11 protein-coding genes are annotated in these 12606 nt (G+C 69.6%); 3 read left to right on the top strand and 8 right to left on the bottom strand.

Annotated features, from left to right (window positions below; genetic code table 11):
* Window positions 1–5: 5 nt before the first annotated feature.
* Genes Q9Q40_03810 through Q9Q40_03795 form a run of 4 tightly spaced genes read right to left on the bottom strand, consistent with a single transcriptional unit; the run spans window position 6 to window position 3053 of the window.
* The gene (locus Q9Q40_03810) at window positions 6–542 is read right to left on the bottom strand and encodes a hypothetical protein (protein ID MDQ7006334.1); all 537 of its coding nucleotides are present in this window, start codon (window positions 540–542) and stop codon (window positions 6–8) included.
* Entirely contained in the window at window positions 539–1066 is a 528-nt protein-coding gene (locus Q9Q40_03805; GenBank protein MDQ7006333.1) for a shikimate kinase, read from the bottom strand. Before Q9Q40_03805 ends, Q9Q40_03810 begins: the two co-directional genes overlap by 4 nt.
* Window positions 1063–1725, bottom strand: a complete 663-nt coding sequence (locus tag Q9Q40_03800) for a DUF1684 domain-containing protein (GenBank protein MDQ7006332.1) — start codon at window positions 1723–1725, stop codon at window positions 1063–1065. Before Q9Q40_03800 ends, Q9Q40_03805 begins: the two co-directional genes overlap by 4 nt.
* A complete protein-coding gene (locus tag Q9Q40_03795; protein MDQ7006331.1) occupies window positions 1722–3053 on the bottom strand; it encodes an aminotransferase class I/II-fold pyridoxal phosphate-dependent enzyme in 1332 nt (443 codons plus the stop codon). The genes Q9Q40_03800 and Q9Q40_03795 overlap by 4 nt, the downstream gene beginning before the upstream one ends.
* A 105-nt stretch (window positions 3054–3158) precedes the next feature.
* On the opposite strand from Q9Q40_03795, the gene Q9Q40_03790 reads away from it, so the two are divergent.
* Window positions 3159–4340 (top strand): rhomboid family intramembrane serine protease, encoded by a 1182-nt coding sequence (locus Q9Q40_03790; GenBank protein MDQ7006330.1) that lies wholly within the window; start codon window positions 3159–3161, stop codon window positions 4338–4340.
* 491 nt (window positions 4341–4831) lie between these two features.
* Here the strand turns inward: Q9Q40_03790 and Q9Q40_03785 are convergent, their stop codons facing one another.
* From Q9Q40_03785 to Q9Q40_03770, 4 genes are all read right to left on the bottom strand, one after another.
* A complete protein-coding gene (locus Q9Q40_03785; GenBank protein ID MDQ7006329.1) occupies window positions 4832–5464 on the bottom strand; it encodes a TlpA disulfide reductase family protein in 633 nt (210 codons plus the stop codon).
* A complete protein-coding gene (locus Q9Q40_03780) occupies window positions 5454–5867 on the bottom strand; it encodes a hypothetical protein (GenBank protein MDQ7006328.1) in 414 nt (137 codons plus the stop codon). Before Q9Q40_03780 ends, Q9Q40_03785 begins: the two co-directional genes overlap by 11 nt.
* A gap of 165 nt (window positions 5868–6032) precedes the next feature.
* A complete protein-coding gene (locus Q9Q40_03775; protein ID MDQ7006327.1) occupies window positions 6033–6626 on the bottom strand; it encodes a hypothetical protein in 594 nt (197 codons plus the stop codon).
* 320 nt (window positions 6627–6946) lie between these two features.
* Entirely contained in the window at window positions 6947–9973 is a 3027-nt protein-coding gene (locus Q9Q40_03770; protein MDQ7006326.1) for a DEAD/DEAH box helicase, read from the bottom strand.
* Between Q9Q40_03770 and Q9Q40_03765 the strand changes: the two genes are divergently transcribed.
* Together Q9Q40_03765 and Q9Q40_03760 are read left to right on the top strand one after the other, a co-directional pair.
* Window positions 9914–10849: a hypothetical protein gene (locus Q9Q40_03765; GenBank protein MDQ7006325.1), complete on the top strand. Its 936-nt coding sequence runs from the start codon at window positions 9914–9916 to the stop codon at window positions 10847–10849. The genes Q9Q40_03770 and Q9Q40_03765 overlap by 60 nt on opposite strands.
* Window positions 10846–12570, top strand: a complete 1725-nt coding sequence (locus Q9Q40_03760; protein MDQ7006324.1) for an ATP-binding protein — start codon at window positions 10846–10848, stop codon at window positions 12568–12570. Before Q9Q40_03765 ends, Q9Q40_03760 begins: the two co-directional genes overlap by 4 nt.
* The last annotated feature ends 36 nt before the right edge of the window (window positions 12571–12606 follow it).

Below are 12606 nucleotides of genomic sequence, written 5' to 3'. Positions count from 1 at the left end.
GTCGATCAGTGGGCGTAATGCCGGCGCTGGCGCAGCAGGTGGACGGTACCCGCGGTCAGCAGGGCGAGCCAGACCAGGAGGAAGACTCCGAGACCGACCCAGGCCGCGGGGGGGACCTCCTGCACGATCAGGTCATAGAAAGTGGCGTCGGGAGCGGCGCGTCCCATGCGCCGGGCCATCTTGAGCCCGAGTTCCATCTCCCGGCGCAGCTGGTCGCCGGGCCAGAGGGCCGCCACGCTGAACAGCAGGCCGCCCCAGCCACAAACCAGAAAAGCCGGTACGGCCCAGCGACGGCGCCGGAGGATCAGCAAGCCCACACCTACCAGCAGCAGGGCCACCACCAGGTGGGTGACCAGCAGGCCGAAATCGTCGAAGCGACGCTTGTGATCGAAGAAAGGGATGAAGGCGAAGGTGCGGACCAGGCGCGTGGAAAAGCGCATCCCGATCCAGAGCAAGGCAAGCAGGCTGCCGCTGACCAGGGAGGCGATGCCCACCACGCGACCCACGAACAGACCCGGGGCGGGCGCGGCGCCCCGGCTCATGCGAACTTTTCCTCCCAGACCCGGTCTTCGAGCCGCTGCAACACCTCGTCGGCGATGGCCTCGGCGTCACGGTCGAGCTGCTCGACCAGCACGTCGGCCTTTTCGTACTCTTCCCGCCGCAGCTCGAACTGGCTGGTGAAACGCTCGTTGGCCTCGTCGTCGGCGCGCAGGACTCCGTTTTCGATGGCCCCCGCCAGGCACTCCTCGAGGCTGGCGTCGATGAACACCGAGACGCCCGCCTGGTGGATCGTCTTGCGGTTGCCCCGGTCGAGGAAGGTGCCGGCGCCGAGGAGGATCACTCCCGGAGGTCCCGTGGCGACCGAAACCAGGGCGCGGCGCTCCCGCTGGCGGAAACCGTTCTCCCCTTCCTTGCGGTAGACCTCCGCCACGGGCATGCGGGCCGACGCTTCGATGACCTTCTCGGTGCTGAACACCGGCCGCTCGAGGCGCTCGGCGAGCACCCGCGCCACCTGGTCGGCCCTGGAGCCCACGTAGCCGAAAACGAAAACGCGATCCGGAATCATCGACTCTCTCCTCCGTGCAGCCCGTACCCCTTTTCTCCGGCTCTGACCGCGATGGGCAAGCGATTTTCGGCGGGCGTGGCCGGGCAGCGATAGATCGTCCGACCGTAGGCACACAAGGGGTTGTAGCTCAGATTGAAGTCGAGAACATACCAGTCATCCCGGACCTTGGCGAGTTCCACGTAGCGCCCGGCGGGGTAGGTCTCCCGTCCCGTGGTGGCGTCCATGAAGGGCAGGAAGAGGGAATTCCAGGCCTCGGCCGGCAAGTCGCGGAGGGTGTAGACGTTGAGGGTATAGGTCTCGCCGTCTCGCTCGAAGCGGATGCGACCGACCTTCACCGCGGGCCGCTCCACCCCGCCCGTAGTGGTGATGACAAAGGGGATCGGGTCGAGGTAGCGGTCGAGGTGGACCAGCATCCGCCACTGGGGATCGTAGGGGTAGTACGAAAGTCCGGCAAAACTTTCCCGCAACTCGGGAGGGATCGGCGACTCCTCGTCCTCCTTGTACGAGCGGTCTTTCTCGGCGCGCATGGCGGCCACTTCTTCAGGACCGGGCGCGGGCGGCAGGGGGGGCGCGCCGGCAGGCAGGGCACCGCCGCCGCCTCCCGAACAGCCCAGCGCCGTGACCAGGGCCGCCACCAGCACCCAGCCGCTCCCCTTCACGAGAGCTTCCCCAGCGCCTCGCCCAGGTCACGGATGATGTCCTGGGCGTCCTCGATGCCGATGGACAGGCGAATGCCGCCCGGATCGATGCCGCCGCCGCACTGCACCTCGGACGGAAGCACCGAATGGGTCATCGCCGAGGGCATTTCGATCAGGGTGCGGAGCTGACCGAGGCTCACCGCCAAGGTCAGGGTGTAGGCGTTGGCCGCGATGTCGTCGACCAGGGCCCGGCCCCGCTCGAAACGCTGGTCGGGATCACCGGCCAGCTCGAAGTAGATCATGATGCCGGGAGCGAACTCGCCGTCGAAGTTGCGCATCTGGCGCTCGGCCACCTCGCGCCAGGGAAAGTCTTCCCGTCCCGGGTAGTGCACCTTGTCCACCAGGGGATGATCGGCGAGGAAAGCAGCCACCTTGCGCGCCGTCTTGGCCTGGCGGCCGAGGCGCAGGTCGAGGGTCGGCAGGCCGTAGACCAGGATCGGCCAGGCGGTCTTGGGAGCCAGGGCGCCGCCGAAGTCCTTGCGGTAGAGAATCAGGTCGGTCTCGTACTTGAGCGAGCCGATCACCACCCCGCCCATGTCGGTGCCGAAGCCGCCGATGTTCTTGGTCAGCGAGGCGACCACCAGGTCGGCACCATATTCGAGGGGGCGCTGCTGGGCCGGGGAGGCGAAGGTGTTGTCCACCACCACGTGGATCTTGTCCGCCTCCTCCCGCCGGGCGTTGTGCTTCTTGACCACCGCGCACACCGCCTGGATGTCGATGATCTCCAGGGTCGGGTTGGTGGGGGTCTCGAAGTAGACGATGCGGGTCCCGGGACGGATCGAGCGGTCCAGGGCCTCGAGGTCGGTCAGGTCGACGTAGCTGCCCTCGATGCCGAAGCGGGGTAGCCAGGAGGTCAGCAGGCTGTAGGTGCAACCGTAGAGGGTCTGGTGGGCGACGAAGTGCTGACCCGCACGGGTGAGCACGCCGAAGGCCGCGGCGATGGCGGCCATGCCGGTGGAAAAGCAGATGGCGATCTCGCCTCCCTCGGCCATGGCCAGGTGGTCTTCGAGCATCGCCCGGGTGGGCTCGTCGAGGCGGTCGTAGATGTAGACCGGTTGCTGACCCGGCTCCCGGTGCTCGTGGGCGGCGAAGCCCTCGAAGCCCATGGCGCCCCGCTCGGCGCTGTCGAGGCGGTAGGTCACCGAGGAACTCAGGGGGGGAATCACGTGGTGGCTGTAGTCCCACTGGCCGGTCTGATGACGACCGTGGACGAGAAACGAGCGCACGTTGTAGAGCCCTTCCCGTACCCGGCGGCGAAAGGCGGGCTGGGGGTCTTTCTGGTCCGTCATGAGATCGACTCCGAATGGCACCGGGTGAGGTGGGGGCGCTCAGAATACCCGATTCTCATCGGAAGCGGTCATAATGCGAGCCGCACCTGCCGCCGGAGAAAGGCCGTGTTCCTTCCCATCGGGGACAGCCCCAACCCCAAATCCACCCCCTGGGTGACCTGGACCCTGATCGCGGTCAACGTGGCGGTGTTCGTCTCGGTCTATCCCCTCTCTTTCATGGGGGCCGACCCGCTGGATCCCTACACCCAGGCCTACGCCCGGGTGCTGGCCGTCGAGCGGGGCGTCGACGCCCGGGCGGCGCTGAGCGCCTACGACATCTTCCTCTTCAAGCACGGCTTCAAGCCCGCCGCGCCCCGGACCCTGGACCTCTTCGTGGCCATGTTCCTCCACGGCGGTTTCCTGCACATCGCCGGGAACATGCTCTTTCTCTGGATCTACGGCGACAACGTGGAGGACCGCCTCGGGCGGCTGGGCTACCTGGTGGCCTACCTGGGCACGGGCCTGGCGGCGGGGCTGGGCGATGGCCTGCTGCGGCCGGGGTCGGGGATCCCCTCGGTGGGGGCCTCCGGGGCGATCTCCGGGGTGCTGGGGATGTACTTCCTCTGGTTTCCCCGCAATCGGGTGCGGGTGTGGGTCTTTCTCTTCCCGCTGATCGCCACGGTGATGGAGTTCCCCGCCCGGCTGGTGCTGGGCATCTTCATCGTGCTCGACAACGTGCTGCCGATGCTCTTTTCCGGCGGCGGCGGCACCGGGGTGGCCTACGGAGCCCACCTGGGCGGCTTCGCCGCGGGGCTGGCGGTGGCCTGGGGCTGGGATCGGCTGCGCCTGGCCCGGCCGGAACCCGCGCTGCGGGCGGCGCCCCGCCCGGCGGCCTCCGCCCCCGCCGCGGCCCTGCTCGACGCCCTCGACCACGACCGGCTCCCCGAGGCCTACGGCCTGCTCGCCGCCCTGCCCCGGGCCCGGGCGCGAAGCGAGGTGGCCCTGGGCGACAAGCTGCGCCTGGCCCGGGCCCTCGAGACCGCCGGCCACCCCCGGGCCGCCCTGGCGGTCTACCAGCGCATTCTCGGCGAGCACTCCGCAGCAGCGGCGCAGGCCACCGCCCACATCGGCGCCGCCAGGGTTCTGGCCGGCGATCTGGAGCTGCCCACCGCCGCCTACCAGCACCTGCTCGCGGCGCTGGAGAGCAGGCCCAGCGCCGCCGACCGACTGGAGGCGCGGCGCATCCTCGAGCTGCTGCGCCGCCGGGCGGCCACCGTGCCGCGCCAGGCGGACACGCTACTGGAGTGAAGGGGGCTCGAGGGGAGCCGGTCGAACTCCTCCAGGCACTCTCCCCTGGCGGGTTTTGGTGTGTTGGCGTCACCGTCGAAACGGCGGCTTGGACGCCGTGGCGTCGGTTGGGCACGAAACGCGCCACCTGAAACAACACCCCACCGCGCGATACGCGTGTAGGGGTCGGTGGTGAGCGCAGCGAACCCCGCCCAGCGCGAACCGACGTTGGAACGCGCGGGTGGGAGCCGTTGGCAGCTACTGGGAACCGTGAGCTATGCGAACCGGTGGGAGGGGTTCGCAAGCTCACCGCCTCTTGTATGTTGGCTTCGATGGAACTCAGGACTCCAGGAGGGAAGAAGAGCAGCGGCAGGCCTGCACGTTTTGGGCATCCATTGGTGGTTTTTGGGGTGCGTCGGCGTGGTCGTGGTGCGCCGGCGTCAGCATCGTAGTGGCGGCTTGGGCACCTGCCACGGGCTGATCCATGCGGGCCTGCTCGAGGTACGCGGACGCTACGGCGAGGTCGAGTGGCGGCGTCCGGCCGACCGGCTCGATCGCGCCCTTCGCCGCAGCTCTCGCCCGGCCGCCGATGCTCTGCCGATGTTCCGTGTCGAGTCCACGGCGGTGGACTCGGCGAGGAGCCGGGCCACCGTCTCCGAAAGCCGGTTGTCCACGGGGCCGAGACTCGAGCCGATGATCTGACAGTCTCCTGCAATGGTCACGACCCAGGGGTAGCCTCTGACGCCGAAGGCCCTCGCCACGGACTGGTTCGTGTCGAGCAGCACGGGAAAGGTGACACGAGTCGTCTGCACCAAACGCGCTACCAACTCCGGATCGCTGCCGACTTCCACGGCAAGCACACTCACCCCCTGGTCCCGATAGCGCTTGTAGAGGGCCTCCACCATCGGCAATTCGTGGATGCACGGCCCACACCAGGTCGTCCAGAACGACAGCACCACCACCGAAGAATCCCGGCAGGCATCTTCCAGCGAAACCCTCTCTCCCTCGATCGTCTGCAAGACGAAGGGCTGCGCAGGCAGGCCGTACTCGACCGGAACCCTCCCCGGCTCGGCCGGTCCGCCACAAGCCAGCAGGCAGACAGCCAGAGGGAGCCACAGGCCACCTCCCCAGCATCTACTGCTCACCGGCGACGATCTCCCACCGGCCATCGAGCACGTCCCACTCTTCCTCCTCGCCGCCAGCCTCCAGAACCCTTCCCGCCAACCGACCCGCCCCGGTGGCCTGACCCTCGAGGAGTATCTCCTTGTTGTACTCCCGTCCCGACAAGCGCACGCGGCCCCCGGACAGCTTGCCGCGCAACACCGTGGTGTCGCAGACGATCTTGGCTTCGCTCCCGCGGTACTCCGCCACACACGGAATGACCAGTTGCGTGTCCTCGCCACCGCGGAAATCGATCACCGCACGAACGGTGCAGGGCCCAGAGATCAGCTCCCCCAGGTAAGGCTCTCCCGCCGGCAAGTCGATGACGACCTCACCGTCACCACGGATCGCCCCCAGGCGCTCCTCCAAAGCCGCCACGCCAGCCACCACGTTCTCGTCCGGCACCAGCGGAGCGGGGACGGAATTTCCCGCCCCCGCAGACGAGCCCGAGCAACCAAGCGGCATGCACAGAATCACGAAGCCGAAACTGGACCAAAGACGACCGACCACGCACACACCCTCAGGAAGCTCACACACATAAACGAAAACGCGTCAATAGACTTCGGAACGCGTGTTGTTGATGAAGTCTGCATCGACAGTGCCGACATCAGGAGTGATAGTAGTGCCGACATCAGGAGTGACATCAGGAGTGATAGTCGCTTTCACAGAATCGCCCACCTGCAAGTCTGCAGAGCCTACGATGGACACCATTCCCATGCAATAGCGGAAGTAGCGGCAATCATTCGGTCCGCCTGGGTAACAACATCCGGATGCTTCGCAGGATCCATGATAGCCACCCCATATCGACGATCCGATCATGCAAGTCCCCGCGCATATCGTCTGGCCCTCTGGACATGATTCAATCCCACCGCAACCGGAGGCGGAGTCAGTGTACTGACCTTCTTTGATGGTTCCAATCTTTTGCCCGTCTCGATAATGTTCCACAGTCAGGTGAAAGCCGTAGGTTCCGAGCTGTTTGATGGTGATGTCGACCTGTACCGCCACCGTTCCGTCGCCCTGAGGAAGAAACACGAGATCGGTAACACCAATGTCGCGATTGTCATCGGCATGAGCGGGCAAACATGAAAAGACCATGGCCGCACACAGAGCGATGGACACGAACAGAGAACTGATCGTCTTTTTCATGACGACTCCCCTTTCTCAAGATCGTCCCGGGGACCATTCACCGGGCACGGCAAGAACTCTAGAGCAGGGGGGGGCTGTCAACAGGAGAAGGTCCTATTCAGGGCCTCCGCCTCGGCCGGGGCAACTCCTGGGCGATGCGGCGCAGGGCTCGGCATGCTTCGGAAACATCGGTTCGAGTGTTCATCGAGAACGACTCCATCACAATAACCATGCCAGCTTTCAGCCCAAGAGGAACTTGGGGAATGTGCGCACCCCTCTCCCGGAAAATGGTCGGTCAGTTACAAGGGGCCAGGAGTCTGAGGCGGAGCCCCCGGGTCCTCTTACCACCCCACCGGCACCCGGCCCAGGTGACCGTCGCGGCTGCGGCAGAGGAGATAGCCGTGGTGGCGGCCGTAGGCCCAGAGGGCGGCGGTGAGGGCCACGTCGGCGCGGCAGTATTTTTCGATCAGGTCGTAGCGGCCTTGCTTGACCCATTCGAGAGATTGCAGGCCGTCGGCGGTCTTGCTCGCACCGAGGGTCTGTTCGGCCAGGTGGGCCAGGCTGAAGCGACGACCGACCCGCTGCTTGATCTCCGCCAGCAGGTCGAGGCTGCGCACCCCGCGCACCCGGGAGCCCTCGTAACCCTCGAGCACCGTCAGGTCGAAACGCTCGCTGTTGAAGCCCACCACCCGGTCGGCGGCGAGCAGCTCGTCCACCAGGCGCGATACGTCGCTCTCGAAGTAGCTCCGCAGCTCGCCACTGCGGGCGTCGAGGCACACCGCCAGGGCGCAGCCCATGCGGTCGATCTTGCCCCAGCCCCCCACGTCCTTCGCCGAGCGTAGGGTCTCGATGTCGAAGAACAGCCAGCGACCCTCGCTGGGGTCGAGCAGTTCGCCGAGGGCCGGCACCCCGTCCGGCCAGGGATAGTCCTCGAGGCGGCCCCCACCGTCGGGCGCAGCCTCCGCGGGGGGCACGGGCGGCTCGCCGGCCTCTGCCGCGCAACTCTCCACCTCCAGCGCTCCGCCACCCCGCACCCCCCCATGCACCACCCGCCGGTGGGCGGCCAGCGCGGCAGTGGGATCGGCCACCCGCGAAGGGTCGATCACCGAGCGCCCCAGCATCACGTCGAGCACCTCCACCGCCCCCTGCTTGTCCAGCGGGTGATTGCCCGAGCCGCACTTGGGGGAGTACACGCAGGCCGGGCAACCTCCCTCGCACTCGCACTCGGCGACCAGCGTGCGGGTCCGCTCGAACAATTCCTGGGCGCAGCGGAAACCCGCCCGGGCCAGTCCCACCCCCCCCGGCCAGGCGTCGTAGACGAACACCGCCGGGGCGCCCACCTGGGGATGCCGGGCGTAGGAGATGCCGCCGAGATCCCAGCGATCACACAAGGTCAGCAAGGGGAACAGTCCGATGGCGGCGTGCTCGACGGCGTGCAGGGCGCCGACGGGGTGGAAGTCCCGCCCGACCAGGTGGCCGGCCAGGTTTTCCGGCGCCTCGAACCAGAAACCCACCGTCTCCATCACCTGGGGCGGCGCCTCCAGGGCGTGGCGGGAGATCTCCTCCTGGCCGAAGATCCGCCGCCGGGAATAGCCCTCCACCTGGGTCGTCACCTTCAGCCGGCCCCAGGCCAGCTTGCCCGGCCCCAGGGGACGCTCCTCGCCCCGCTCGAGGATCTCGGTTTCCTTGCGGGCAAAGACCTGGGTGAAGTAGTCCACGCTGGCAGACTCCAGGTGGATCTCCCGTTTCTCTTCGTCGAAGTCGATCACCCGCCAGGCCTGCCCGCCGTGGAGGTAGATCGCCCCGGGGTGCCCCTCGTGCCAGGCCCGCCCCGGCTCCAGCGTGCCCAGCAGGCGCCCGTCGCCGGCCCGCAGCAGGCGGTAGGTCTGCCCCGCCGAGCGCAGGTGAATCTCCCGCTGGGGCCGGCGGCGCAGGGAGAACCAGCGCTCCTCCTCGTGGGCCCGGATCAGCTTGCCCTCCCGCTCGAGACGCAGCACCCGCCCCGGCCCGGCCTCGCCGCCCAGGGTGCGCGCCGCCGCCAGGTCCAGGCTGCGCTCGGAGGCCGCCGCCTGGAAGTGGGCATCGGCGATCGTGTCGTTCCGGGGATCGAGCACCACCCGCTCGAACTCTCCCGAGAAGAAATGCTCCGGGTGACGCACCACGAACTGGTCGAGGGCATCGGGCAAGGCCACCAACACCGCCAGCGAGCGGCGCGCTCCCCGGCCGGCCCGGCCGATGCGCTGCCAGGCGGTGGCCAGCGAACCCGGGTAGCCCACCAGTACGCAGACGTCGAGGCCCCCCACGTCGATCCCCGCCTCGAGGGCCGAGGTGGAGATCACGCCGCCGAGCTGACCCGAAAACAACCGCTGCTCGATGCGCCGCCGCTCTTCGGGCAGGTAGCCCGAGCGGTAGCTGGCCACCCGCCGGGCCACCCGGGGAAAGCCCTCCGCCAGCCAGCGCTGCATCAGCTCGGTGATCCGCCGCGCCTTGGTGAAGGCGATGGTGCGATGCCCGGCCTCCACCGCCCGGGCCACCACCCGGGTGGCCACGGTGTAGGGCGAGACCGCGTCGGGCCGCAGGAACAACACGTGCCGTGCCGCCGCGGCGGCGCCCGACTCGCGCACCACCCGGCAGGGCTCACCGGTCAGGGTCTCGATGAACGCCTCCGGCTCGCCGATGGTGGCCGACCCCGCCACGATCCGCGGATCGGCGCCGTAATCCCGCGCCAGCCGCAGCAGGCGCCGCAGCACGTGGTGCACGTGGGCGCCGAACACCCCGCGGTAGACGTGGGCCTCGTCCACGGCGATCCAGGCCAGCCTGGCGAGGAAACCCGCCCAGGCGTCGTGGGAGGGGATGATCCCCAGGTGCAGCATGTCGGGGTTGGTCACCAGCACCGCCGGGGGTGTCCGGCGGATGCGCCGGCGCTGACTCTGGGGGGTGTCACCGTCGTAGACCTCCGCCGCCGGCTCGGCCGCCAGCCCCTCGGCCGCCTCGAAAAAACGCCGGATGGTGGCGAGCTGGTCCCGCGCCAGCGCCTTGAGAGGATAGAGAAACAGCCCCCGGGCCTCGGGGTCCGCCCGGCGGGCGCAGTCGAGGGCGAGCAGAAACGCCAGGGTCTTGCCCGAGGCGGTGGGGGTGGCGAGCAGCAAGTTCTCACCGGCGGCAGCCAGTTCCACGGCCTTGGCCTGGTGGGAGTAGAGCCGTTCGACCCCCAACGCCGTCATGCCCGCCTGGGCGCTGGAGGACAAGCCTGCGCCGGGCATGGCGTAGACCGCCTGCCGGGCCGGTTCGAGGCCCTGGTAGACGGCGTGCTCACCGATGCGCGGATCGGCCAGGAGAGATTCGAGCAGGCGCTTCACGTGGGCCATGGTAGCGCCGAAGGCCATCCCCGCGAGCGGCGGCGCGGCGGCGTGATGCGGAAGCGCAACGCTTCTGTTAGCGTTCGCCGCATGCAGCTCCCTTACCTGGAAGGAGAACCCCGGCGGCGCTTCGACGACTGGCAGGCCGAGACCCTGGCCCGCTTCCGCGAGGAACTGACCTTCGCCGAGATCCGCAAGGGGGCCCAGGCCGTCGCGCGCCTGGTGGCCGAACCCGGTCCGGAAGGCGTCGACCTGGCGCGCCTGAGCCAGGGGCGGGGCAAGCGTGCCGCCCTGGCCACCTATCGCGCCGCGCTCCGCTTTCTCACCACTTACCACGCCGCCCAGATGCTCTTCGACACGGCGACGCCGGTGGCGCGGATCACCGAGGTCGGTTGCCTGACCGGAGCGGCCTCGGCGGGGCTGGCCCTGGCCCTCGACCACCCGCCCCGGTTGATCGGCCTCGAGCCCTCGCCCTGGTGCGTCGCTGAAACCCGCCTGGCCTGGCGCGCCCTGGGCCTCGACGGCCAGGTGCGCCGGGAGTCCATCACCGGACGCCTGCCCGCCGGCGGCGCCGGCGACCTCTACTGCCTGGCCTGGCTCGCCGGCCTGGTGGGCGACGCCACCCGCCGCACCCTGCTGGGAAGCCTGCTGGCCCGCCGCCGCCGGGGTGCCGGGCTGCTGATCCTCGAACCCCGCACGTCCCAGCCCGAGGGCTGGTGGCGCCAGTGGAGCGCCGAACTGGGAGCCTGGGACGTGCGGGAAGAAACCGTGCGGGTGGCCATCGACCGCCCGCACCTGGTGCGGGACATGGACAAGGCCGCCCGGGAAGATCACCAGGTGATCGGCGCCCGGGTGTTGAGTGCCCCGCCGGGAGGCCCCCGGTGAGGCGGGTGGCGCTGGCCGTCAGCCTGCTGACCCTGCTGCTGGCCGCCGCCGGCGTGGTCCACGCCCTGCTCGCCTCCCCCTTTCGCATTCCCGGACTGGTCGCCGCCGTGCTGCTCTGCCTGGCCTTCGGCGCCCTGGCCTGGCTCGCCGGACGCCAGCGGGAGCGGATCCACGACATCGAACGGGCTCTCGACCGTTCCCGGCTGCGGGCCCAGGCGGTGATCGACGCCAGTCCCGACGGCGTGGTGCTGGTGCGGGAGGGCCGCATCCACCAGGCCAACCCGGCCTTCCGCACCCTGCTCGCCCTACCCCCCGACGAGGAGATCGTCGGACGCTCTTTCCTCTCGCTGGTGGCCGACGAGGACCGCCCCGCCGTCGAGCAGTGGCTCCGGCGGCGCAGCGAGGGCGCCGTGGAGCCGGGTCAGCTCACCTTCTCGGCCCTGCGGCGCAGCGGCGCGCGGGTCGAACTGGAGGCCTCCTGCGCCCTGGTGCCCTCCCGTCACGGCAAGCAGCTCGCCCTCTTCCTGCGGGACCTGGGCGAGCGCCGCACCCTGGAACTCAGGCTGCGCAACGTCGCCCGCCTCGAGGCCCTGGCCGATGTGGCCGAGTCCCTCGCCCGGGCCTTCGAGAAGGTCTTCCGGGAGATCCGCTCGATTGCCCGGGAGGACCGGGAGGACATCCCCGAAACCCAGCGCCTCGAACGCATCGATCGCCTGGCCACCCGGGGCAGCGCCCTGGCCCGGCGGGTGCTCCAGCTCGCCCCCGCCGGCCTCGAGGGCCCGCCGCCGCCGCCCCTCGACGCGGGCCGGCTGGTGCGGGAGGTCTGCGCCGACTTCGTGCGTACCCTGCCGCCGGAGCTGACCCTCGAGCTGGAGGTGCAGATCGACGAGCCGGTGGTGGTGCGGGGCGATGCCAGTCACCTGCGCCAGGCCTTCTGGCACCTGCTGCAGAACGCCGCGGAAGCCCAGCAAGAAGGCGAGATCCGCGTGCGCCTGCGGCGCCTCGACCTGGATTCCGCCGGGGCGGCCATCCGCCCGGGCAGCGAGGGCCGCCCCTACCTGCTGATCGAGGTGCGGGACACCGGCTGCGGAATGAACGAGCGGGTCCGCGCCCGGGCCTTCTCGCCCTTCTTCACCACCAAGGGCAAGCGCGCCTCGGGGCTGGGGCTGACCGTGGTCTACGGGGCGGCCCGAGCCCACGGGGGCTTCGTGGAACTCGACTCCAAGCCCGGCCGGGGCACCATCGCGCGGCTGGCGCTGCCCCTGTCCGACGCCCCCCTGCCGGAGAGCGCGGAGGCCCCCGACGACGCCACCCGCTGGCGCGGGCGCGAGACGCTGCTGGTGGTGGACGACGATCCCAGCGCGCTGGAGGAATGCCGCCGCCTGCTCGAACCTTTCGGCTACCTGGTCGAAGGCGTGGCGACTCCCCGGGAGGCCCTCAACCGCCTGCGCCATCGCCCCCGGGTGGACCTGGTGCTGCTGGACATGGTGCTGCCGGGCTGGAACGGCCCCGACGTGCTGCGCCGGATCCTCGCCCACTGGCCGGGACAGCGGGTGCTGATGCTCTGCCCCTATCCTCTACCGGACCAGGAGGAGACAGCCCTCCGGGAGGGGGCCGTGGGCATCTACCTCAAGCCCCTGGCCTCCGAGGCCCTGGCCCGCAGCGTGCGCCAGGCCCTCGATGCCCCGCCCCCGGCCTCGATGCTCACCGGCCCGGCGTGAGGGGAATCCGGCCCCGGCCCGGCTTTCGCAGTATGC

This window comes from Acidobacteriota bacterium (assembly GCA_030949985.1).
Classification (GTDB): Bacteria; Acidobacteriota; Polarisedimenticolia; order J045; family J045; genus JALTMS01.
The sequence above is the reverse complement of the archived record's forward strand: the minus strand, read 5'-3'. Positions and strand labels throughout refer to the sequence as shown.

Excerpts from the sequence above, each read along its gene's own strand:
- Q9Q40_03810 (MDQ7006334.1), bottom strand. The coding sequence starts at position 542 with ATGAGCCGGGGCGCCGCGCCCGCCCCGGGTCTGTTCGTGGGTCGCGTG.
- Q9Q40_03805 (MDQ7006333.1), bottom strand. The coding sequence starts at position 1,066 with ATGATTCCGGATCGCGTTTTCGTTTTCGGCTACGTGGGCTCCAGGGCC.
- Q9Q40_03795 (MDQ7006331.1), bottom strand. The coding sequence starts at position 3,053 with ATGACGGACCAGAAAGACCCCCAGCCCGCCTTTCGCCGCCGGGTACGG.
- Q9Q40_03775 (MDQ7006327.1), bottom strand. The coding sequence starts at position 6,626 with ATGAAAAAGACGATCAGTTCTCTGTTCGTGTCCATCGCTCTGTGTGCG.
- Q9Q40_03770 (MDQ7006326.1), bottom strand. The coding sequence starts at position 9,973 with ATGGCCCACGTGAAGCGCCTGCTCGAATCTCTCCTGGCCGATCCGCGC.